General features: G+C 68.7%; 17 protein-coding genes. 4 read left to right on the top strand and 13 right to left on the bottom strand.

Features of this window, described 5'->3' with window-relative positions; all coding sequences use genetic code 11:
• The first annotated feature begins 73 nt into the window (after window positions 1-73).
• Window positions 74-895: a COG4705 family protein gene (locus tag C5E41_RS10125; protein WP_258080870.1), complete on the top strand. Its 822-nt coding sequence runs from the start codon at window positions 74-76 to the stop codon at window positions 893-895.
• Window positions 896-936: 41 nt separating this feature from the next.
• Window positions 937-1,803: an NAD-dependent protein deacetylase gene (locus C5E41_RS10120; protein ID WP_104375567.1), complete on the top strand. Its 867-nt coding sequence runs from the start codon at window positions 937-939 to the stop codon at window positions 1,801-1,803.
• A gap of 48 nt (window positions 1,804-1,851) precedes the next feature.
• Here C5E41_RS10120 and C5E41_RS10115 read toward each other — a convergent pair whose 3' ends face one another.
• From C5E41_RS10115 to C5E41_RS10095, 5 genes are read right to left on the bottom strand one after another with little or no spacing between them, the layout of a single operon-like run.
• On the bottom strand, window positions 1,852-2,427 hold the full coding sequence (locus C5E41_RS10115; RefSeq protein WP_104375566.1) for a F0F1 ATP synthase subunit B family protein: 576 nt from the start codon (window positions 2,425-2,427) through the stop codon (window positions 1,852-1,854).
• The gene (locus C5E41_RS10110) at window positions 2,427-2,927 is read right to left on the bottom strand and encodes a F0F1 ATP synthase subunit B (protein ID WP_104375565.1); all 501 of its coding nucleotides are present in this window, start codon (window positions 2,925-2,927) and stop codon (window positions 2,427-2,429) included. Before C5E41_RS10110 ends, C5E41_RS10115 begins: the two co-directional genes overlap by 1 nt.
• Window positions 2,928-2,935: 8 nt before the next feature.
• Entirely contained in the window at window positions 2,936-3,187 is a 252-nt protein-coding gene (locus tag C5E41_RS10105) for a F0F1 ATP synthase subunit C (RefSeq protein ID WP_025352811.1), read from the bottom strand.
• Between the two features lie 56 nt (window positions 3,188-3,243).
• Window positions 3,244-4,005, bottom strand: a complete 762-nt coding sequence (atpB, locus tag C5E41_RS10100) for a F0F1 ATP synthase subunit A (protein ID WP_181063184.1) — start codon at window positions 4,003-4,005, stop codon at window positions 3,244-3,246.
• Window positions 4,002-4,382: an ATP synthase subunit I gene (locus C5E41_RS10095; protein WP_030515130.1), complete on the bottom strand. Its 381-nt coding sequence runs from the start codon at window positions 4,380-4,382 to the stop codon at window positions 4,002-4,004. Before C5E41_RS10095 ends, atpB begins: the two co-directional genes overlap by 4 nt.
• 997 nt (window positions 4,383-5,379) lie before the next feature.
• Here C5E41_RS10095 and C5E41_RS10090 point away from each other — a divergent pair.
• On the top strand, window positions 5,380-6,483 hold the full coding sequence (locus C5E41_RS10090) for a glycosyltransferase family 4 protein (RefSeq protein WP_104375613.1): 1,104 nt from the start codon (window positions 5,380-5,382) through the stop codon (window positions 6,481-6,483).
• An 88-nt stretch (window positions 6,484-6,571) separates the two neighbouring features.
• Here C5E41_RS10090 and C5E41_RS10085 read toward each other — a convergent pair whose 3' ends face one another.
• From C5E41_RS10085 to C5E41_RS10075, 3 genes are all read right to left on the bottom strand, one after another.
• Window positions 6,572-7,156 (bottom strand): MarR family winged helix-turn-helix transcriptional regulator, encoded by a 585-nt coding sequence (locus C5E41_RS10085; RefSeq protein WP_258080869.1) that lies wholly within the window; start codon window positions 7,154-7,156, stop codon window positions 6,572-6,574.
• Window positions 7,153-8,925 (bottom strand): FUSC family protein, encoded by a 1,773-nt coding sequence (locus C5E41_RS10080; RefSeq protein WP_219823128.1) that lies wholly within the window; start codon window positions 8,923-8,925, stop codon window positions 7,153-7,155. Before C5E41_RS10080 ends, C5E41_RS10085 begins: the two co-directional genes overlap by 4 nt.
• Before the next feature lie 365 nt (window positions 8,926-9,290).
• Complete coding sequence (locus tag C5E41_RS10075) at window positions 9,291-10,271, bottom strand: AraC family transcriptional regulator (protein WP_104375563.1); 981 nt, start codon at window positions 10,269-10,271, stop codon at window positions 9,291-9,293.
• 146 nt (window positions 10,272-10,417) lie between these two features.
• On the opposite strand from C5E41_RS10075, the gene C5E41_RS10070 reads away from it, so the two are divergent.
• On the top strand, window positions 10,418-10,636 hold the full coding sequence (locus C5E41_RS10070) for a hypothetical protein (RefSeq protein ID WP_104375562.1): 219 nt from the start codon (window positions 10,418-10,420) through the stop codon (window positions 10,634-10,636).
• Window positions 10,637-10,653: 17 nt separating this feature from the next.
• Here C5E41_RS10070 and C5E41_RS34950 read toward each other — a convergent pair whose 3' ends face one another.
• The 5 genes from C5E41_RS34950 to C5E41_RS10045 are packed head-to-tail and all read right to left on the bottom strand — an operon-like array spanning window position 10,654 to window position 22,770.
• Complete coding sequence (locus C5E41_RS34950) at window positions 10,654-10,863, bottom strand: TetR family transcriptional regulator C-terminal domain-containing protein (protein ID WP_181063183.1); 210 nt, start codon at window positions 10,861-10,863, stop codon at window positions 10,654-10,656.
• Between the two features lie 19 nt (window positions 10,864-10,882).
• A complete protein-coding gene (fabD, locus tag C5E41_RS34945; protein WP_104375560.1) occupies window positions 10,883-12,214 on the bottom strand; it encodes an ACP S-malonyltransferase in 1,332 nt (443 codons plus the stop codon).
• A gap of 1 nt (window position 12,215) precedes the next feature.
• Window positions 12,216-13,121, bottom strand: a complete 906-nt coding sequence (locus C5E41_RS10055) for a 3-oxoacyl-[acyl-carrier-protein] synthase III C-terminal domain-containing protein (RefSeq protein ID WP_104375559.1) — start codon at window positions 13,119-13,121, stop codon at window positions 12,216-12,218.
• Complete coding sequence (locus C5E41_RS10050) at window positions 13,118-19,399, bottom strand: type I polyketide synthase (RefSeq protein WP_104375558.1); 6,282 nt, start codon at window positions 19,397-19,399, stop codon at window positions 13,118-13,120. Before C5E41_RS10050 ends, C5E41_RS10055 begins: the two co-directional genes overlap by 4 nt.
• On the bottom strand, window positions 19,396-22,770 hold the full coding sequence (locus tag C5E41_RS10045; protein ID WP_104375557.1) for a type I polyketide synthase: 3,375 nt from the start codon (window positions 22,768-22,770) through the stop codon (window positions 19,396-19,398). The genes C5E41_RS10050 and C5E41_RS10045 overlap by 4 nt, the downstream gene beginning before the upstream one ends.
• Between the last annotated feature and the right edge of the window lie 4 nt (window positions 22,771-22,774).

Genomic DNA, 22,774 nt, shown 5'->3' with positions numbered 1-22,774 from the left:
CGACGGGCGGGCAGAATGCCACCGTCCCTGTGTCGAGACGGTCGCCGGCTCGCGGCCCGGAAAGGACTACCCCGTGACCAACCCGGCACCGGCCCGGGCCGGATATAAACTTCCCCAGGTCACGGCGTTGTTCTGGGTTCTGAAGATCGCCGCGACCACCCTGGGCGAGACCGGCGGCGATCTGCTGGCGCAGACCCTGAAGCTGGGCTACGCGGCCGCTTCGCTGCTGTTTCTCGCCATCTTCGTGGTCAGCCTCATCGCTCAGTTGCGGGCCCGCCGCTTCCATCCCGCCCTGTACTGGACGGTGATCGCCGCGACCAGCACGGCCGGCACCACCATGTCCGATCTGATCAACCGTGGCCCGGGTTCGGATACCTCGACCGACGGCGGGCTCGGCTACGGCGCGGGCGCGGCGTTGCTGATCAGCGGCCTGGCGATCGTCTTCGTGATCTGGCGGTTCAGCGGGCAGACCTACGACGTCTCGAATATCCGGACGCTGCGCGGCGAGATGCTGTACTGGGCGGCGATCCTGCTGTCGAACACCCTCGGCACCTCGCTCGGCGACTACCTGTCCGACAGTTCGGGACTCGGTTACGGCGGCGGCGCGGCGCTGATCGGCACGATCATGGTGGTCATCCTGCTGGTGCACTACTTCACGCCGATCTCGGGTGTCGTCCTGTTCTGGATGGCCTTCATCCTCACCCGGCCGCTCGGCGCCACCGCGGGTGATCTGCTCTCGAAATCGCACAGCAGCGGCGGACTGGGATTCGGCACCTACGGAACCTCGGCGGTTCTGCTGGCCATCCTGGTCGCCGGTATCGCCTACAGCCACGCGAAGGCAGCCAGGGCCACACCGGAGAACTCCGACGACGATCTGGTCCGCGCCATCGAGTAAGCCCTGGGAGAACATCCCGCACGGGCTCGTAACCTGGATTCATGCCCCAGCTCGCGACCCTGCCGACCGACACCGTCCTCGATCGTGTGGTGAAGGTGCTGACGGACCGGCGGATCGTGGTCCTGACCGGGGCCGGCATATCGACCGACAGCGGCATCCCCGACTATCGCGGGCCGGATTCGCCGCCCCGCAATCCGATGACCTATCAGCAGTTCGTCGGTGACCCGATCTTCCGGCAGCGCTACTGGGCACGCAATCACGTCGGCTGGCGGCGGATGGACGCCGCGCGGCCCAATCTCGGCCATCGCGCGCTGGCCCGGCTCGAACGCGCGGGCGTGGTCAGCGGGCTGATCACGCAGAATGTCGACCTGCTGCACACCAAGGCGGGGCACCGCGCTGTCATCGATCTACACGGCACCTATGCGCGGGTGCGCTGTCTGTCGTGCCACGGTCTGATCTCGCGCATGACACTCGCCGATCGGCTGGAAGCGGCCAACCCCGGCTTCGCCGAACTGGCGACCGCCACGGGTATCGAGGTGGCGCCGGACGCGGACGCCGTGGTCGGCGAGACCGACAGTTTCCGCATGGTCGACTGCGCCGACTGTGGCGGCATGCTGAAGCCCGACATCGTCTACTTCGGCGAGAACGTCCCGAAGGATCGGGTGGCCGAGGCATTTTCGATGGTCGATGCGGCCGAGGCGATGGTCGTCGCAGGTTCTTCGCTGACGGTCATGTCCGGGCTGCGCTTCGTCCGCCGGGCCGTGAAATCCGGTAAGCCCGTCGTTATCGTGAACCGCGGCGCTACGCGTGGTGACGAATTGGCCACCGTCCGTATCGATTCCGGCTGTTCGACCACCCTCGCGGCACTCGCCGACGCGCTGACTCCGCCCGCCACCGTGTCGGTATAAAACAAGTAGCCGGTGGACCGTGGTCCACCGGCTACTCGCCTGTGATGTTCAGTTCCAGCCCGGTTGGGCCTGCCGCTTGACCGACGACGAGTTGGCCAGGATCTCCAGATCCTCGAGGAACCGTTCGATACTGTCCGACTTCGCCTCCGGGGTGGCCACCTGGTCGCGCACCTTCTCCTCGGTGATCGCCAGCATCGCGGCCGCCAGATCCGTTTCCAGATCGCGCACCATCTGGCGACGCAGCTGGGCGACCTGATCGCGACCCTGCCGTCGCACCCGTTCGACTTCCGCCGCGGCCGCTTCTCGCATCTGCGCCACGATGTACTCGGCGTCGGCGCGCGCGTCGGCTCGAATCTGCTCGAGTTCGGTGTGCGCCTCGGTGATGGCGTTCGCGTAGGAGCGCTTGGCCTCTTCCAACTGTTGCGCGGCGTGATCGCTTTCGGTGAGCTGCTTGGCGATCGCGTCCTGACTCTTCGCCATCAACCTCTTCACCGGCGGGACGACCCATTTCCAGATGACGAAGACGATGACGGCGAAGCCGAACAGCTGACTGAAGAAGACCGGCCAATCGAAGGTGATCTGGTAACCGCCTGCGGCAAGCACACCACCGCTGGTGTCAATCATTACGAATCCCTGCCCCTCCTACGACCGGCGGTGCCGGCGTGGCGACTGTCACCGACCACCTGGTCGGCGAGCGATTGGGCCAGCGGCTCGACCTCGAGTCGCAGCTCGGACTTGACGCGGTCGGCCTCGGCGCGCAGATGGGCAGCGGATTCGGCGACGATGCCGTCGACCTCCTGCTGAGCCTGCGTCCGCAGGTCGTCCATGATCGCCCGGCCCTGGGCTCGTGCCTCGTTGCGGATGTCGGCCGCCTCGGTACGGGCTCGTTCCAGCGCCGTCTCATATTTCGCCTGGGCGTCGGCGAAGACCTGTTTCGCCTCTTTGGCGTTGGCGGCGGTCGCCTCCACCCGCTCCTCGCGTTCGGTCAGCACCTTGCGGATCGGCGGAACGACGAAGAACCAGATGACTCCGAGCACGATCAGGAAGATGATCAGCTCGACGAAGAAGGTGCCGTTGGGGATGAGGAAGTTCCCCTCGGCCACCACATCGGTTCGCGCGGACATCTCGCCGATTACTTACCGGGAGTTGCGAATACGAACAGCGCCATGAACGCGAGGTTGATGAAGTACGCGGCCTCGACCAGACCGACGGTCAGGAAGAAGTTACCGCGCAACCGGCCCTCGGCCTCGGGCTGCCGGGTAACGCCGTTGATCAGTGCCGAACCGGCCAGACCGTCACCGATACCCGCGCCGATGGCGCCACCGGCCATGATGAGGCCACCGCCGATGAGGGCACCCTGGACGATTGCTGGATCTGCTGCCATTTTCTCTTCCTGTTCTCCAACGTTGACCGATCGGTGAGGCCGACCGGGACTGCCGTTCAGTGGTTTTCGTGCTCCAGCGTCATGGACTGGCTGAAGTAGAGGACGGTCAAAAGCGCGAAGATGAACGCCTGAATGGCGCCGACGAACAAGTCGAACAGCTTCCAAATGGCGTTGGGGCCCCACGCGATCCAGTACGGGAACAGCGCAATCACCGCGACCATGACGCCGCCGGCGAACATATTTCCGAACAATCGCAGCGACAGCGACAACGGCTTGGCGATCTCTTCGATGATGTTGATCAACACCATCGGTCCCCACCCCGTGTGGCCCTTCAGCAACTGTTTCACATGCGTCACCGGACCACGGCGTCGGATACCCGCCGCGTGGTAGAAGACGAACACGAACAATGCCAGGGCGTAGACGAAATTGACATCGGAGGCCGGCGGGAAGATGAATTCGCCACGGCCGTACTGCATCGGCAGTACCGATATCCAGTTCGACAGCAGGATGAAGGTGAAAAGCGTTACCGCCAGCGGCAATACGAACGGAGCGATGCGCATTCCGATCGCGGACTCCACCTGTCCGCGCATCTGCACGGTGATGGTCTCGAAGAACAACTGCACGCCGTTCGGTACGCCCGAGGTGATCTTCATGCGAAGGAAGAGCGCCAGGGCGATGACGATCACCGCGGCGACCGCCGTCGAGAGGATGGTGTCGACGTTGAACGTCAATCCCCAGAGTTCGGTGGTGGCGTGGTGACCTACTTCGATCTTCGGCTCTTCATCGGCCAGGATCATCGTCGCGATAGTGCTGCTCATGACTGCTGACGGAGCCCTCTCCACTCGGGCACGACGGTATGCAAGACGAGGATCACCTGGAACAAAGCGAGTCCGAAGAAGATGCCCACACCATTCGGGCGCGTCAGGAACGCCACGATGATCGCCAGTACGGTGACGATGATCAGCCGCGCGGCCGTCGACAAGGCCAGCGCCTGCTTATTCGGCGATTCCGAGCGGGTGATGCCGGTGACCGACCGCAATGTCAGTTGCGCGTTCAGCCAACCCAGACCCAGCCCGATACAGATGAAAACACCCAACATCAACCGATCCAGCGGACCGGTCACCACCAAAGCCAGCACACCGAATGCGGCTACCATGTAGCTCGCACGGCGCAGCCGGAGTTTGTCGATACTCACTGCGACACCACCATCGCCGCCATCCCACCTCGTAGTAGGTCGTGATCGAGGTCAGCTTACACAGACCAACCTTCTTGCGTAGCAACATTTTTGATCTTCATATACTTGATCTTGAATTTTGCGCCGGACACTCCGGAACAATGGGTCCAGCCATCGACCGGCTATCACTTTCTACGCCGCACGACCTGCAAATGAGGGCGTTTTACGGAACATTCGGACGCCGCGCGCAGCGGCGCGGCAATGTTAAATCAACGGTCAATACTCTGCCATGAAACCGTAAATCTGTCGGCGCGTCGTAATTGCAGTTCGTCTTAAATGCCCGAATTGCCGGATTCAAATTCATCGATCCATCCATCGGATCTATCGATGCCTTATATATGTGCGTCCCTGGATATATGTGCGCCCCTGGCGGCCGAGTGCGAAGCCGCTGGGGCGGCCGTGGACCCCGGACACCCCTGGCAGGACCGGCGACAGGGTCCGCCGCGATGTCCTACCGCTCGGCAATCCCGCCCGCGTACCTCGGCTCAGTTGCACAAATTTTGCGTTCTACCAGGCATTCCCGGACATTTTACTGCCGAGGGGTTACCGTGGCTGCTGCTGGGTACATCACCCACCGGGTCGCTCCGGCCCGCCCGATGAGGGAAACCGAAGTTCCCGAGAGACGCCTGGTGGTTTCTGGTCTCTCGCCATGCTTGGTCGCAGCTTCACACGTTGAGGAGGCAGTACCATGAGCAGTATCCCGTCAGGCTCGGATTCCTCGGGCCCGTCCGGCTCCAGTCCCGTCGAGTACGACGACTCCCCGCACTATCCGGAATCGGAGTACTCGGCCTCTTTGCCCAGCGCATCGCTGTCCGGCGCATCGCTGTCCGGCGCTTCCGCGGCCGGCGCCCTGCGCGGCACCACGTTGGGGGATGCTTCACTGGAGGACGCTTCACTGGCGAACTCGGAATCCTTGATCTACCGGCTCCACGAACCCGGCGCGTCCTTGCACATCGTGATGGTCGCACCGCCGTACTTCGAAGTGCCGCCCGCCGGTTACGGCGGCGTCGAAGCCGTGGTGGCTCAACTGGCGGACGCACTGGTAGACCGTGGGCACCGGGTGACCCTGTTGGGCGCCGGCCGCTCCGGGACTACTGCACGGTTCATCCGGGTATGGGACGACATCCTCGCCGAACGCCTCGGCGATCCGTTCCCGGAGGTGCTCAACGCGCTCAAGGTTCGGCGCATCATCACCGAGTTGGCGCAAACCGAACGGATCGACGTCGTTCACGACCACACCTTCGCGGGTCCGCTCAACGCTCCGATGTACTCCGCCCTCGGCATTCCCACCGTCGTCACCGTGCACGGTCCGGTCGACGGGGAAGCGCAGGAGTACTACAGCTCGCTGACCGATACCGCGCAGTTCGTCGCGATCAGCGATCGGCAACGCTCCCTGGCGGAGAATCTCAACTGGGTCGGCCGCGTCTACAACACGGTCCGCCCCGCCGAATGGCCGTTCCAGACCCGCAAACAGGACTTCGGACTGTTTCTGGGACGCTATGCCCCCTACAAGGGTCCCGATCTGGCCCTGCACGCCGCACACGAGGCGGGGATCCCGCTGGTGCTGGCGGCGAAGATGAACGAACCCCCGGAGAAGGCCTACTTCGAAAACGCGGTCCGGCCGCTGCTGCGCGACACCGATTTCGTCTTCGGTGAGGCCGACCAGATCGCGAAGCGGCTGCTGCTCGCCTCGGCGCGCTGCCTGCTGTTCCCGATTCGATGGGAGGAGCCGTTCGGCATCGTGATGATAGAGGCGATGGCCTGCGGCACCCCCGTGGTGGCCCTGCGCGGCGGCGCGGTCGAAGAGGTCGTCGACCACGGGGTCACGGGCATCATCTGCGACGATCCCGCCGAGCTCCCCGCGGCCATCGCCGCGGCCGACGAGATCGACGCGGCCGCCTGCCGGCGGCGGGTGGTGGAGAAGTTCTCCGTCGACCAGTTGGGCGCCGGATACGAGGCCGCCTACTACGCGGCGATCGACAAACTCGCCGGCGTCCCGGTACCCGTCGCATCCGACGGCATTCCCCTGATCCGCCCGCTCTCGGCCGTCGGAAACGGCTGACTCACAGGCGAATCCACCCGCATCCGGTCCGCTTCGTCATACGACCGGATGCGGGCGTCCTCGGGATGAGCGGGGGCCGCCGAAAGAGTCAGCGAGGCAGTCCACCGAACCGTCCCTCCCACCGCACCAGCACATCGGCCAGAATGCGAGCGAGTTCGCGCTGGTCGTCGTCCGGTAGTCCGGACAGCAATCCGGCCTCGTAGGCCAGCTGTCGCGGCATCAGCCGATCGATCAGCGCGCGGCCGTCCGCGGTCAGCGCGATATGGGAGACCCGCCGGTCCCTGGTGTCGGCCCGACGGCCGACCAGCCCGCGCTCTTCCAGCCCCCGCAGCCGCTTGGTCACCGCCGCGGGTGAGGCGAACGTTTCGCGCGCCAGCCGGCCCGGCGTGAGTTCACCGCCGACGCGCCGCAGCGCCAGCAGAATGTCGAATTCCGGTCGCGCCAGTTCCTCGTCGCCGAGTGGTGCATCGGCGACCTGTTGCAGCAGTGCCGCACAGCGAGTGATGCGGCCGATGACCGCGATCGGACGCAGATCGAGTTCCGGTGCGGCCCGCGCCCACTGCCGCATCGCCTCGGCGACGGCATCGTCGGCTACCGCGTTCTCGACGGTGTTCCCTGAAACGTTTTCGAGGACCGGAGAGGGAGAGCCGGCCGGAGTCGGGGCGGTCGTCACGACACCGCCGCCAACGTCCGGACCGGCAGCCGATCCAGGAGTTGATGTCCGGTGCGTTCCGCGGCGACAATGCGCTCGTCGGGGAGCGGCGCACTCCACCATTCCCCCGCCGCGGTATCGGCGCGGGTGCGAACCTCGATCAGGGCGGCGGCGAGCCGAGCCCGGTCGGCCGGTGCGGCGGTGCCGGAGTCCACCGCCCGGCGGGCACGGCCGATCGCGGCATCGAGTTCGCCCAGTGCTGCCGCCACCCCGTCGGTGACCCGGCGACTGGGGATCGCGAAACAGATCAGGACAGCGATCACCGCACCGACACAGGTGTCGAGCCAGCGATCGAGTCCGAGCTCGGAGGCCGGTCGCGGGGTGGCGAACTCCACCATCGCCAGGGCCATCGGTGTGATGAACACCGAAGCGACCCAATAGTTCCGGGAGATGGTGGCCTCGACGATCACCTGGCAGACCAGCGCCATCACCACCAGCGCGACGGCGCTGTGCGCCCACGGCGCCACCGCCGTGAACAGCGCGACGCCCACCAGATTGCCCAGCACGCGTTGCACAGTACGCTGCCACGACTGCGCGGTGTTGACGACGATCAGGACCGCGGCGGTCATCACGGCCCAGTACGGACGATTCACGCCCAGCGCCAACGAGATCCAGCCCGCGGCCGCGGCGCCGAGCGTGACGCGGGTGGCGAGCGGCAGTCCGGGGGCGCCGGGCAGGAAGGCACGACCCACGTGCCGCAACGTCGCACCGCGGACGGCGCCGGTTCGGCCGAGGCCGACACCGCGAATCTCGGACTCTTCGGCTGCGGCGCAATGGATCCGGGGCACCGCGAGGCCGCGTCGCAGAGCGCGGGCGTACCGGTCGAGGGTGTCGGCGCCGACCTGGGCATCGATTCGGTGTCGATCTCGTGCCGTCGCGACATCCGATGCCACGGTGTCCCTCTCGGCGTCGGAGGGATACAGCGGGTACTCGGGACCGGCGGGCCTGGTTGTGGCGGCAAGGGTTTCGGCGCGAGCCAGCAGGCCGGCCAGTGCGGTGAGTTGTGCCCTGGTACGGGCGGTCGCGGGCACCCGGGACAGCGCGGTCCATCCGGCCTGCACGGCGACCGCGGCGTCGTGGCGGGCGCGTGGCACTCCGCCATCGCCCAGTGGCACCCGCAGCAGCCGGGCGGTGGATTCCAGGGCCCGTGCCACGGCCAGTCGCTGCGGCCCGTGCGGGCGGACCAGCGCCGGAGCCATGCAGACACACCACGCGAGGAGGCCGCCCAGCAGGATCAGGGCGAGGTGGCCGGGAAGTTGTCCGGCCCGCTGCGGGATGAAGGCCGCGGTGCAGACCACGAAGGTGAAGATGATGTTGCCGGGCGGTCCCATCCGGGAGGCGTCGCAGACCAGCTTGTACAGCCCGGCGAGCACCGCGACCACCAGGACCCGCACCGCCGCGGATTCGATCAGCGCCGACGCGGTCAACGCGACCGCGGTGCCGGCGAACATCCCGAGCACCACCCAGGCCAGGGTCCGGCCGCGGGCGGCATACGGCAGGCCATGCCCGTACAGGGCGCACAGTCCGCCGGCGCTGGTGTAGAAGGCCAGCCGCACCTGCCCGGTCGTCAGCAGCACGACCTCCGGCCCGCCGATCGCGACCAGCGCGCACAGCGCCGACTGATACCAGGTGTCCGCGACCGGGCGCATCCGGAACACCCCGCGCAGCGACAGCATCCGCAGGGTGGTGCGGATACCGGCAGCTCGGGAGGATGGGGCACGGTGCGACACTCAAGAAGGTTAACAGGTATTTTACTAGGAAACTGTATGAGCCCACTCACGGCCCGCCGCACGGCCCGGCCTGGCAGCCGACCGGACACCCGGCGGCCTCCTCCTGAGCCCGGCGCGAGGCCGGACAGCCGGCGGCCCTCGGCCGGGGCGTCGAGACCGACAACGAACGGTTTCCCTGCCGGACAGGGCGGGCGCACCATCCCGTCCGGCGCAATTCGCCGGCATTCGGTCGCCATATTGCGAATGCAGAATGTGCTCGCGAAAAAGCGTACGGTGAGTTATCCAGAACGCCGTGCCACACATTGTTGCGGGCACCGCGAAACCCGGATTTCCCGAAATCCGAATACGCGTCAGGACACGATTCGCTATCGATTTCTAGTCAGCGACTGCCGGTATGCCCGCGGCGACATCCCCATCCACCGGGTGAAGGCGTGAGTGAAATTAGCCGTTTCCGCATATCCGAGCCGGCGGGCGACATCCTCGACCGTCGCCCCGGCCCGCAGCAGCTCCGCCGCGGTGCTCTCCCGCGCGGTGTTGAGCAGGCTACGGAAGCTGGCGCCCTCGGCGGCGAGCTGGCGGCGCAGCGTACGGACGTTGATGTGCAGCTCGGCGGCCACTTCGGCCATCGACGGCACCGAACCCGGTTCACGCAGCAGGCGCTCGCGGACGAGCGTCGACAACTTCCAGCCGCCGTCCAGCAGTACCTGCAGCGCCTCGCGGCACTGCCGTTCGATCAGGTTCGCGGTATGCGAATCTGCATGTGGCATGCGCAGATCCAGGAACGAGCGCGGCAGGATCAGCGCGGTACGCGGGCAGTCGCTGTGGATGGCGTCGATCGAGGCGAACTCGGCCAGTGCGGCGGCCCGGTCGGCGTCCAGCTCCAGTTCCAGCCGCACGGCGGGGATGGTTACGTCGAGCGCCCGGCCGGCCACGAAGATCAGCGCCACCTCACGCTCGACGAAAAATCCGCGCAGGTCAGCGGGTATTCCCGAGCCGTCGGCAACCAGCGCGACCGCATCGCCACCGGACTCGTCGAGATGATAGCGCGCCGCGACCGAGACCAGATCCTGATAGCGGACCGCGATGTTCAGCACATCGCGCATGGTCGCGCTGGCCAGGGCCGCGAGGCCGACCAGGCCGGCCTTGCCGAGCGACGCCTGCGCGGCGGTCTGCACGCCGAGCCCGGGTCGATCGCCGAGCGCGCGAATCAGATTACGTGCGACAGCGAATTCTTGATCCGGCCACATTCGCACCTGTTCATCGGCCAGATCCGCGGGTTCGATTCCGGTGCCCGCCAATAACAGCGGTTCATCCAATCCATGCGCGAGCCCGACACTCACCATCATGCGCACACTGACGCTGCCGCGCGGTAACACATCGGACGGCGTACCGATCCCAACCACAGTCCGAAATTACCAATATTCGGTCCGTTCGGCACATTCCGGCCCCCGAAAGTGGGGGCATAATCTCGACAGACCGACATCGGCACGGGATGGCCGATGGTCAGGCAGGGATCGAGGAGGGCGACTACACCGTGGACATGTTCAGTACCTGTTGGATGGAACCGCTCGACCTCACCCCGCAGAAGGCCCACCAGATCATGCAGATGCACCGAGGCTGCCGCACCGACGAATGCCCACGCCGTCGTGCCGCCTTGCGTGTTCTGGTCGAGGCGGGCCGACTGATTCCGGACTCCTCACGGGTGCACTGACACCGCCCGGGTGACGGTTACCGGCCCGCCCAGCGGTCGGTCCAGTCCCGCCCGATCCGGCGCGCGCGAGCCGGTGGCATGCGATCGGGTTCGGTGAGGACCGCGAGCGTGAGACCGTCGAGCAGCGCCAGCAATTCCGCTGCGGCATCGGCGGATTCGGCGGATTCGGCGGACCGGTCCGGATTCACGGCGACCAGCGCCCGGGCGAGGCGATCCTCGCGGGTCAATACGACCGTATGGGACCGGTCAGGACGTCGCGAAACTCCATTCGTCGCCGTCGGGCCAGATGACGCGGGAACCGTCGCGCCGGCGCAGGGTTCCGGCCGGGTCGACGATCCATTCCGCCGGGTCGAAGGTCTCGCCGCCGCCGGCCGGGTGTTCGACGGCGAGATGGTCCCGTCGCAGATAGGCTCCGTCCTCGCGCGGCGTCCACGTCGCCGGATCGAAGGTGTGCAGCGCGTTGTCCGCCGTGATCACCGCCATCGCGCCGTAACGCCGGAGACGGGAGCCGTCGGAACGGACGGTCCAGGCCGCATCGGTTATCTGCTCGGATTCGTCGGTACCGGCCCAGACGATCTCGGATGTGCTGGGCGCATACAGGTCGCCTCGCTCGCCGTGGCGCCAGTATCCCAGTTCGCGGCGCGACCACGGCCGGTCGGCGAGCAGATCGAGTACCCCGTCCAGATCCTCGGGCTCACCGAAATGCGTTGTGGCGATGCTTTTTTCCGACCGCCGCAGCATGGAGGTGAGACGGGCGCGGGGCCCGGCTTCGATCACGTACCGCACGCCGCGCGCCGTCAGTCCGGCCATCACGGCGTCCCAGCGCACGGGTGCGCAGATCTGCGCGGACAGCGAGCCGGCCGGATCGGCTTCGGCTCGCCAACTCCCGGATGTGCCGTCCACCACCGGAATTCGTGGGGTGGCGAATTCGGCGCGGGCCAGCTCCGACCGGAAGGCCGCCGCGGCCGGTGCCATCAGTGCGCAGTGAAACGGGGCGCTGACCTCGAGAGCACGGGTGATCGCCCCGCGTTCCTCGGCGAGTTGCCGTGCCCTGCCGACCGCGCCGGTGTGCCCGGAGATCACCACCTGACTCGCGCCGTTGTAGTTGGCGACCGCGACGACCTCGGATTGCGCTGCGGCAGCGCAGATCCGGTCGACCTCGTCGGCGGCCAGACCCATCACCGCCACCATCGCACCCGCCCCGGGCGGCACCGCCTCCTGCATCAAGGCGCCCCGGCGGCGCACTAGGCGCACCGCGGCCTCGAAGTCGAGAGCGCCGGCGCAGACGTGGGCGGTGATCTCACCGAGGCTGTGGCCGGCCACGGCCACCGGATGAACACCGGTCTCGGACACCAGAACCCGGTACGCCGCCACACTGGTGGCCAGGATGGCGGGCTGGGCGTACTCGGTCCGGGCCAGCTCTACCGGGTCGCCGGCGAAGCACAGCTCGCGGAGGCCGAATTCGATCGCCGCGTCGGCACGGTCGAACACCTCGCGCGCGACCGGGTAGGTGTCGGCCAGCGCCTTGCCCATGCCGGGGAATTGCGCGCCCTGACCGGGGAATACGAATGCGAGCATGTCAGCCGATCCTCAACAGTGCGACGCCCCAGGTGCCGAACCCGTGGCTGATGGTCATGACGATCTCCCCCGGCGCGACGCCGTCCTCCAGATAGGTCTGCAGGTTGATCAGGTTGTCGGCCGAATGCACGTGGGCGTAGTCGGCGATGTTGTCCAGATAGCACAGGTCGTGGTCGAGTCCGGCCGAATCGGCCATGAAGCGCACGGCCTCCTCGTTGACATTGTTGGCGATGATGCGCCGCACGTCGGCGCGATCCAGGCCGGCGCGGTCGAGCATATCGGCGACCGCGCGGGACAGGCCGCGTTTGGTGAGCCCGGCCAGCGCCGGCATCTTCGCCACGCGGATCAGCTGGTTGGTGCCCTGATTCGAGCCGAGCACCTCGATCCGCGACGGTTCGGCGGAGGTGATCAGGCAGGCGGCCGCACCGTCGCTCAGCACCGAGAGCGCGTCACGCAGGATGCGGGCATGCGGGTCCGGGCACGCGTCGGAGGTGACGACCAGGACATTGCGGGCCGATCCTGCGGCGACCAAGCTGTGCGCGATCCGCAGGGCACTGCCGAAATTCGCGCATTCGGCGAGGGTGACGCCGATCGGGGTGGCGCGAGTGAGACCGAAACGCTCACAGAAGCGCAGAAATTCACCACCGGCCAGGGCGCCCGTTTCGGGACTCGACGACGCGTAGACCAGCAGGTCGATCTCCGCCGCATCCACCGGGATCAGGTCGAGAGTGCTCGCGACCACCTCGGCCGCCAGTTGCAGGGGGGTCTGTTCGGTGCGGCAGTAGTGGTAGAGGCCGAGGCCGTGCATATCGCGCAGCATGGCGGGGTCCTCGCGCAGCGGCTCCAGACCGGCGATCGGCTCACGGGCGCCGACGGCGTAGGAGATCCCGTGCAGATAGACGGTCACCGGGACGCCTCCTCGCGCAGGCGGCCGGACAGGTAGCGGTGCATCGCCCGCACGGTCGGATGTTCCCAGTGCACCGCGCCGGGCAGGTCGATACCCAGGGCCGCCGACAGGCCGTTCTTGAATTCGAGCAACGCCAGCGAACTCATGCCGAGTTCCAGAAACGGTGTGCCGGGATCGATCTCCTCGGTGTCGATGCGCAGGACCGCGGCCGCTCTGCTCAGCAGCAGCTCCCACAGCGCGGCCTCGCGCTCCTCGGCCGGGAGGCGGCACAGCTCGTCCGCCAGGCCCGAGGTGGCGCCGGAACCCATGGCGCGCAACGGTTCGTACATCGGCACGGCGCGCGCGAAGGGGTGGGCGCCGAGCCAGGCGTCGGCATCGAGACCGATGATGGCGGCGCGGGGACGACCGTCGTCGAGCAGCGTCTCCAGCAGTGCGTATGCCGTCGCCGGCGCCAGCGAGCGGATTCCGCGTCCGGCCAGATACTCCTCCGTCGCGGCGCTGCGCGCGGCGAGTCCGGTATCGCGGAAAGGACCCCATGCCACCGCGGTGGCCGCCAGTCCTTGCGCGCGCCGGTAGTGAGCCAATCCGTCGAGAAACGCGTTGGCGGCGGCGTAGTTCAGTTGACCGCCCGAGGGCAGCAGGGTCGCGGTGGAGGAGTACATCACGAAGTACTCGACGGGATCACCCGCCACGGCACGGTGAATATTCCAGGCTCCCAACGCCTTCGGACGCAGCACCGGATCGAACTGAGCCCAGCTCTGATTGGTCAGGACGGCGTCCCGCAGGACGGCCGCGAGATGGAACACCCCGCGCACCGGACCGACGCGGGAGCGCAACCGCCCCACGGCGGCGGCGACCGCCGTCGCATCCGCGACGTCGGCACGCTCCACGACGACGCGCTCTGCGGCGGCATTGAGTTCGTCGATGATCGCGCGTTCCTCGGCATCCGGCTCGCGGCGAGCGAGCAGCCCGACCTGCGCGCCGCCCCGTTCGACCAGGGTGCGGGCCAGTTCGAGACCGAGACCGCCGAGGCCACCGGTGATCAGGATGCAGCCGGGTTCGGTCAGGCCCTGCGCAGCGCCGCGCACGATGTCGGTGCTGGCCGCGTCGTCGGTCACCAGAACCAGTTTGCCGGTGTGCGCACCGGTGCTCATCAACCGGAACACCTCGGCCGCCGCGGCGATCGGATAGGTCTGCACCGGAAGCGGTTTCAGTTCGCCGGATACGACGCGGTCGAGCGTGTGGTGCAGCAGTTCGGCGAAGACAGCCGGGCGTTCCCGGTGCAGACCCGCCATATCGACGGCGGTGTAGGTGATGCGGCGTTTGAAGTCCTCCAGGGGGAGTCGCCCCGAGCCGTAGATATCGCGTTTGCCGAGCTCGAGGAAGAACCCGTCGGCGGCGACCGTGCGCAGACTCGCCTCGGCGGCCGCGCCGGTAAGGGAGTTGAGCACGATATCGACCCCCGCGCCGCCGGTGACGTCGAGAACCTGCTGCTCGAATTCCGTAGTGCGCGAGTCGAAGACGTGCTCGATGCCCAGTTTCCGCAGGAAGCGGCGCTTGTCCTCGGTACCCGCGGTGGCGATGATCTGCAGTCCGTGCCGCTGTGCCACCGCGATGGCCGCCGAACCCGTGCCACCCGTAGCCGCATGGATCAGGATGCGCATGCCCGGGCGCACCCGGGCCAGATGTTCGAGTGCGTAGCAGGCAGTGGTGTACGCGGTGGGCAGCGCCGCGGCGTCGCTGAGCGCGAACGTCTCCGGCAGCCGATGAACCAGTGCCGCGTCGGCGACGGCATGGGTGGCCAGGCAGTTCAGCGCCACCGCCACCACCCGGTCGCCGACGCGCACCGAATCGACCTCGGCGCCCACGGCGACGACGATGCCCGCGCATTCCGATCCCAGCGGCACGTCGTCGAGCTCCGCGAAGAAGCCCATGGCCCGCATGACGTCGGCGAAGTTGAGACCGGCGGCGGCCACGGCGATGAGGACCTCGCGGGGGCCCGGTCGCGGCCGGCCGCGACCACGCAGCGTCAGCGTCGCCAGGCGGCCGGGCTCGTCGATATCCACCCCGAAGCCGCGAGCGCCCGCGGCGACGACGGGTGGATCCGGGTTCAGCCGGACCCGGTCGAGGCGCGCGACCCAGCGAAGTCCGGAGCGCAGCGCGATATGTCGCTCGGTGCCGTCGGCGAGTTCCGCGACCAGGTCGGCCGCGTCGTCGCCGTCCACGCCCGCGTCGGCGGCCAGGTCGACGAGCGTGGTCCGCAGTTCGGGATGTTCGGCGGCCAGGGCGGTGCCGAAACCCCACAGGGCCGCCTGCCACGGGTCCACACACTCCCGCGCCACCGCCTGACCGCCGCGCGTGACCACCCACAGCCGTGGCGCGGAAGTCATCCGCACGAGCGTGCGCGCGAGCCCGAGCAGTGCGGCGAGATCGGCGAATGCCGTTGCACCGTCCTCGGTTCCGGCGAGATAGAGGATGTGATCGGCGGGTTCGTCGAACGTCGGGGCGTGCGGTTCGGTGTCGTCGGCACTCGGCGCGACCGCGGCGGTGGCGGCATCGGCGCCCGCCGCGACGAGCTCCCGGATCAGCGTTGCGGGTCCCAGCGGTGCGTCGTCGTCCGCGTCGCCGCCGACGACAACCCAGCGCCCCGAGAGCCGACCGGTCGCGCGCGGACGCTGCTGCCAATCGACCGCGAGGACGGCGGCATCGGCGGTATCCGCCGCGTCGACGCGGGTCGCGGTCAGCTCGCGCACCGTGGCGACGAGCGAACCGTCGTCGGCGTAGATATCGAGGTCGGCGGTCTGCAGGCGACCGTCGCGGGCGTAGCGGCGCACATGGGCGTGGACCTGCGGCGGAATGTGGTCGGCGACGTGCAGCGCGCCGATCGCGGACGGCAGGAACAATTCGTCCCCGGCCAGTGCGCCGACCACCTGGAAACATCCGTCGAGCACCGCGGCCGCCGCCACCCCGTGCTCCGGGTCGCGCGCACCGGCGACCGCGCTCACCCGTCCGAGCGCCTCACCATTGCCGACCGACAGTTCCGTCACCGTGCGGAAGGCGGGCCCGTAGCGAGTGCCGTTGCGGGTATAGGCCGCGTAGAGATCCTGCGGGTCCACCGCGGTGCGGCAGTGCCGCTGCGCCGCGGCCAGTCCGGGGACCTCGGGGAGGTTCTCGCCCGAAATGATCCGTCCGCGAGCGTGTTCGGTCCACACCGTGGCCGCGCCACCCGGCTCGGTGGCGCAAGCACTGATGCGAAATTCGTTGTCGCGCAGTACCACCTGCACTCGACGGCCGGACTCGGGCAGGGTGAGTACCCGCTCGAACCGGATATCGGCGAAATGGCAGCCGGGCCCGAAGCCGTGTTGCAGGCGGGCCGCGGCGGCGAGGTTGACCAGCCAGGCGCCCGCGGCGACCGGAGTATCCCCCACCGCGTGGTCGAGCAACCACGGCGAGCGGGCGAGCTCGACCACACGCTGGAGCAGGCGTTCGCCGCTGACGGATGATTCGACCACCGCCTGTCCGCCATGGTGTTCGGCGGCCACATCCCAATCGGAGCGTGCCCAGAACCGCTTGTGCTGCCACGGATACGCCGGCAGATCGACGATCCGGCCGCGAACCCCGGCGGCCGCCCAGTCCACAGGGACTCCGTGCACGTACAACCGGGCGATCAGGTCCAGGATGTCGCGGCGCGCGTAGCCGTTGCGTTTCAGGGAACCGGCCACGGCGCCCCGGGCGTTCGAGGCGTCGATGCGGGCGCGGATGCCGTCCACCAGAACGGGATTGGGTCCGATCTCGACGAAGGTCGCCGGACCCTCCGCGAGCACCCGCTCGACGGTCTCGTCGAGGCGGACCGTGCCGCGCAGATTACGACCCCAGTAGTCGGCGGTCAGCGCATCGGTGGGGACGTAGTCGGACTCCACGGTGGACAGGAACGCGGCCCGGCCACCCGGGATCGCGGTGATGCCGGCGATCCGCTCGACGAAGGCGCCCAGGTGCGGATCCAGCTGGCGGCTGTGCGCGGCCGACTCGATCTTCACCCGGCGAGGGTCGTAACCGGCCGCGGCCAGCGCCTTTTCGAGCCGGTCCAGATCGGCGACCGTCCCGGAGACGACGACCTGCGCGGGTCCGTTCACCGCGGCGAGGTCGAAATCACCTTCGATCTGCTCCAGCCATCCGGGAAGCTCACCGGCGCTCATCGGCACCGACAACATGCCGCCGGTCCCTTCGATCGCGCGCAGCACCCGATTGCGGTGGACGATGACCGCGGCCGCGTCCGCGAGGCTCAGTGCTCCCGCGACCTGGGCGGCCGCGATCTCACCGACGCTGTGACCGACGACGGCATCGGGCCGGAATCCGGTCGCCGCCAGCAATTCCGCCAATCCGATCTGCACGGCGAAGGACATGGGCTGGGCGAGATCGATACGGCCGCCGTCGGATTCGCCGCCGGCCAGCAGTTCGGCGATATCGGCGCCCAGATGAGGTTCGAACGCCGCCGCACACCGCCGCACCGCCTCGGCGAATACCGGATAGTCGGCCATGAGCTGGGCGCCCATCCCGGTCCAGTGCCCACCGAATCCGGCGAAAACGAAGACCAGGGCGCCCGGTTCGCCGCGGCGGCCGCGAATCACGCCCGCGCGATCACGGTCCTCGGCGATGGCGGTGAGTCCGCGTTGCAGTGCGGCGGCGGTTTCCCCGATCACCACGCCGCGATGGTCGAGTGCGGCGCGACGCGACGCGGTGAAGCACAGGTCGCGTGCCCGCGCGCCGGCCGCCAGCCGGTCACGCCAGCGCAGTGCCGTATCCCGCAAGGCTTGTTCGGTCGCGGCCGACAGCGGTAGGACCAGCAGTTCCCGAGCCGGTTCGGCGGCATCGTCGACCGCCGGTTCGATCCCGGGGGCCGCGGTGATGATCGTATGCGCGTTGGTCCCGCTGAATCCGAACGCGCTGACCCCCGCGTACACCGGCTCGGCGCCGGAGATCTCCCGCGCCTCGGCCGGGATCACGATCGGCGTGGCGTCCCAGTCGATCAGCGGATTCGACGCGTCGAAATGCAGTGTGGGCGGGACGATCCGGTCACGCACGACCGTGATGGCCTTGAGCAGTCCGGCGATTCCGGCGGCCGGTTCCAGATGGCCCAGGTTTCCCTTGGCCGATCCGACGAGCAACGGACGGTCCCGGTCGGCGCCGAAAACCGCGGACAGCGCGCGCAATTCGATGGGATCGCCCAACGGGGTGCCGGTGCCGTGCGCCTCGATGTAGTCGATGCGGCCGGCCTCCAGTTTGGCCTCGCGCAGCGCCTCCCGCAGCACCTGTTCCTGGGCGCGGCCGTTGGGCGCGGTGAGGCCGTTGCTGCGGCCGTCCTGGTCGACGGCCGTCGCCACGATCGAGGCCAGCACTCGATCACCGTCGGCGTGGGCGGCGGACTCGCGCTTCAGCACGACGACGCCGCACCCCTCGCCGCGCACCAGTCCGTCGGCGGCGGCGGCGAAGGGTGCGCAGCGATTGCTCGGCGAGGGCGCCCGGAGCTTCGACATCGAGATCATCGACTGCGGGGACACGATGAGATTCACCCCGGCCACCAATGCCAGCTCACACTCCCCCGACCGCAGGCTCTGCACCGCCAGATGCAGTGCGACCAGCGCGGACGAACATGCGGTGTCGACGACCAGGGCGGGCCCCCGCAGTCCGAGGTGATAGGCGATCCGCCCGGCCGCCACCGACGGCGCCAGACCGGTGGCGGAATAGATGTCGATCGCCGCCGGGTCGGTGGCCGCGGCGCCGTAATCGTTGGGGCACATGCCGACGAATACGCCGGTTCGGCTCTCGCGCAGGGTCTGCGGTGGAATCGCGGCATGCTCGAGCGCCTCCCATGCGACCTCGAGCAACAGCCGATGCTGCGGGTCCATGGCCTCGGCCTCGCGCGGCGAGATCCCAAAGAAGGCGGCATCGAAATCGCCGATATCGGTGAGGGCGCCCATCTTCGCGATGAAGGATCTGCCGGGTGCGTCGGCGTCGGCATCGTAGTAGTGCTCGATATCCCAGCGGTCCGGCGGAATATCGACCACGCCGTCGCCGCCCGCGCGCAGGAATTCGGCGAATTCCTCCAGCGAACCGACCCCGCCGGGCAGGCGACAGCCCGCACCGATCACGGCGACCGGCTCACTGCGCTGTGCCAAGGCCCCGCGGGCCGTGCGCAGGGCGGCGATGGCGCCGCGTAAGGCCTCGCTGCTGTCGCCGCCCTCGGGCAGCACACTCGGATTCGTCGCGGTCGGGGTCAACGCAGCACCTCTTCCAGGGCAGCCACTTCCGCGCGAGCCAGCGCGATGAGATCGGATTCGCTCAAGCCGTCGAGCGGAGTGCGGGTCGTGCTGACGGGGATGTCGAACGACACGGGGAGCGGGGCGGCCGCGTCGTGGTGCTCCGGCTCCGGCTCTGCCGTGGCCGATGCCGACATCGCCGGTTCGGCGGCCGGCTCGGGCGGGATCGTCGGTGCGGCGGTCAATCGAGCGGTGAGTTCGGCGATTTGCGCTGTGGCCGTGGGAAATTCGAAGGCGAAAGCCGCTTCGATCGGCAGTGCGAGCGCGCGCCCCAGTACGGTCCGCAATTCGATCGCCATGAGCGAGTCGAAGCCGAGCTCCTGCAGTGGTGTATGCAGATCGACGGGATCGGAATCCGGCATCTGGAAGACCTGCCGGATACTCGCCACCACCACCGAACTCACGCGTCGGCGCAGCAGGTGCAGGTCCGCCTCGGACAGCGCGGGCCGCGCCGATTCGACGGCGTGCGCGGCCACGTCCGACGGGGTCGCATCGACGCCGCCGCGCACCGGCGGTTCGGGGACGGTGGGCTCGAGGACAGTTCCGTGCCCACCTCCCGATGCTGTCGGGGCCGGCCGAGCAGCATCGGGGGCGTCCACGCCGAGCGCTTCGACATGCGGAGGCCGACCCGGCGCAGCGGGCGCGCTCGCCGCGGCGGGCGCAGGCGTGGCGCCGGGCGCTTCAACCCAGTAGCGGCGGCGCTGAAAGGGGTAGGTGGGGAGGGTGATCCGGGGATAGTGGGTGCCGTGCAGGTCGCGCAGGTCGTCGACGGCTCCGGCCACGAACAGCCCGGCCGTGCACCGGATGAGTTCGCTGCGGGTGGTACCGGTGGTGAACCAGCGGCTCTCCGGCGCGGTGCGGCGGTTGCTTCCCAGCTCGGTCAGCGTCGCCCCCGCGACCTCGGCGAATACGGTGCAGTCGAGTTCTCCCAGTGTGGCGAAGGCCCGGTCCAGATGCGCGGGCCACAGCGGACGGCTCGACCAGTAGGCGGGATCGGCCGCTTCGTGGCCGAGGCGCATCCCGGTGTGCGCGGAGACGACGGTGAGTTCGGGCTCACCCAGCCGACCCGGGTCGGGGACGGCCGTTCCCAGGTGATCGCGCAGTTCGGCGTGTGTCGTCGCGGCGATACCGGCGGCACGCAGGCGGTGCAGGAGCGGCTCGCGGCCGCCGGGGCCCGCCTCCAGCAGATAGCGGTCGCCGACATGACCGCACAGGCACGCGCCGGTTTCGTGCAGTACCGCGTCGAGCAGCGCACGGTCGTCGGAGCGTGCCACCACGCGTTCGCCGAGCAGCGCCGCGGTCGAGACCGACGCACGCAGTGCCACAGCGGGTTCCAGAATTCCGGTGATCGCGGCGGTCACGTACTCGCCCACGCCGACGCCCAGCACGGCAGCGGGGCGCAGACCGGATGCCAGCAACTGGCGAGTGGTGGCGTACCGGTGGACGAAGGCCAGCGCGTCCGCCAGGCCGGGGACGCGCTGCGCCTGATGCGGCGCCAGCCCGGCGAAAAGGGCGGTCCGGAAGCTCTCCCGCGAGGAGGTCGCGTCCAGGCATTCGTCGACGGCGGCGCGGATGACGTCGGAGCCGGTGTAGCTCTCGCGATCGAGCGGTTCCACACCGGGTCCGCGGTGCCCGATCAACAGTGCGGCACGCACGGCACGACCACGCGGCACGTGGCCGGTCACGACCGCCGGCTGCCGCTGTCCGGCGGTATGGGCGTCCAGGGCGGCCGCCATCGCGGTCGTACTCCCGGCCACCACGGCGAGTCGATGTTCGAACATACTCCGGCCGAGATTTGCTGTCGCGCAGACGGATTCGAGCCGCGACGGTTCCACGGTGCGTAGCGTGAGCGCGAACCGCCGTGCCTGCGCCCGCAACGCCTCCTCGCTGCGGGCGGACAGGGTCAGCAGACCCGAGGGCACGACGCTGGCGGATTCGACTGCCACCGGCGGTTGTTCGACCACCACGTGCGCATTGGTTCCGCTGAACCCGAACGAACTGACACCCGCGATCCGCGGTCCGGCCGGCCACGGCGTGGTCTCGCTGACCACCCGCGCCGAACCGGACGCCCAATCGATGCGGGGATTCGGTTCCCGCACGTGCAGCGTCGGCGGCACCACACCGCGTTGCACGGCCAACGCCGCCTTGATCAGACCGGCGATCCCCGCCGCCGTCTCGGCGTGCCCGAAATTCGATTTGATCGACCCGACCCACAGCGGCGCACGCGCGGCGCCGAAGACGGAGTTCAGCGCACCGATTTCGATCGGGTCACCCAGCGCGGTGCCCGTGCCGTGCGCCTCGATGTAGTTCACCTGCGCCGGTTCGAGATTCGCCGCCCGCAATGCTGCCCGCACCACCGCCTCCTGCGCGCGGGCGCTGGGCACGGTGAGCCCGCCGGTCCGGCCGGCGTGGTTGACCGCGGAGCCGCGGATCACCGCGTAGATCCGGTCGCCGTCGCGCTGTGCCTGCGACAGCCGCTTGAGCACCACCAGACCGGCGCCCTCGGCCCGGCCGTATCCGTCGGCGGAGGCATCGAAGGTCTTACAGCGGCCGTCCGGCGACAACGCCCGGATGCGGCAGCAGAACATCGTCGAGAACGGCGAGAGGATCAGATTCACACCACCGGCCAGCGCCGTCGAGCAGTCGCCGTTGCGCAGGCTCTGGACCGCCTGATGCACCGCCACCAGCGACGACGAGCACGCGGTGTCCACGAGTGACACCGGTCCATGCAGATCCAGCGTGTACGCCACCCGGCCCACCGCGATACTCGGTGTATTCCCGAGTCCCGCATAGGCGTTCATGGCCTCGGGCATATCGGCAACGGCGATCCGGTCGTAGTCGCGCCAGCTGAATCCGACGAACAGGCCGGTATCGGATCCACGCAGCCGCTGCGGCGCGATACCCGCGTTCTCCACCGCCTCCCACGCGATCTCCAGCAGGAGCCGCTGCTGCGGGTCCATCGCGTGCGCTTCGCGCGGCGAGATGCCGAAGAAGTCGGCGTCGAACATGTCCACCGCGTCGAGAAATCCGCCGCGGGTGGTGTAGATGGTGCCGGGCTTGTCCGGGTCCGGATCGTAGAACCGCCGCACGTCCCACCGGTCACCGGGCTGTTCGCCGGTGGCGTCGACTCCCCCGGCCACGACGTCCCACAGGGTGTCCGGCCCGGTGATGCCGCCGGGGAACCGGCAGCCGATGCCGACGATCGCGATCGGTTCCGCCGGACGAGGTTCGGCCAGCCGCTGCCGAGCCGCGCGCAGGACCGCGGCGATGCGCTGCTCGCGGTCTGGTGTCACACCGGTGGTGGAGACGGATTCGGAACTTGCTGCGGACATATCC

It is taken from the genome of Nocardia nova (genome assembly GCF_002933465.1).
In the GTDB taxonomy this organism is placed as follows: domain Bacteria; phylum Actinomycetota; class Actinomycetes; order Mycobacteriales; family Mycobacteriaceae; genus Nocardia; species Nocardia nova_B.
This window is presented reverse-complemented; position numbering and strand designations above follow the sequence as displayed.

Excerpts from the sequence above, each read along its gene's own strand:
- C5E41_RS10115 (WP_104375566.1), bottom strand. The coding sequence starts at position 2,427 with ATGATTGACACCAGCGGTGGTGTGCTTGCCGCAGGCGGTTACCAGATC.
- atpB (WP_181063184.1), bottom strand. The coding sequence starts at position 4,005 with ATGAGCAGCACTATCGCGACGATGATCCTGGCCGATGAAGAGCCGAAG.
- C5E41_RS10120 (WP_104375567.1), top strand. The coding sequence starts at position 937 with ATGCCCCAGCTCGCGACCCTGCCGACCGACACCGTCCTCGATCGTGTG.
- C5E41_RS10110 (WP_104375565.1), bottom strand. The coding sequence starts at position 2,927 with ATGTCCGCGCGAACCGATGTGGTGGCCGAGGGGAACTTCCTCATCCCC.
- C5E41_RS10070 (WP_104375562.1), top strand. The coding sequence starts at position 10,418 with ATGGCCGATGGTCAGGCAGGGATCGAGGAGGGCGACTACACCGTGGAC.
- C5E41_RS10090 (WP_104375613.1), top strand. The coding sequence starts at position 5,380 with ATGGTCGCACCGCCGTACTTCGAAGTGCCGCCCGCCGGTTACGGCGGC.
- C5E41_RS10075 (WP_104375563.1), bottom strand. The coding sequence starts at position 10,271 with ATGATGGTGAGTGTCGGGCTCGCGCATGGATTGGATGAACCGCTGTTA.
- fabD (WP_104375560.1), bottom strand. The coding sequence starts at position 12,214 with ATGCTCGCATTCGTATTCCCCGGTCAGGGCGCGCAATTCCCCGGCATG.
- C5E41_RS10105 (WP_025352811.1), bottom strand. The coding sequence starts at position 3,187 with ATGGCAGCAGATCCAGCAATCGTCCAGGGTGCCCTCATCGGCGGTGGC.
- C5E41_RS10045 (WP_104375557.1), bottom strand. The coding sequence starts at position 22,770 with ATGTCCGCAGCAAGTTCCGAATCCGTCTCCACCACCGGTGTGACACCA.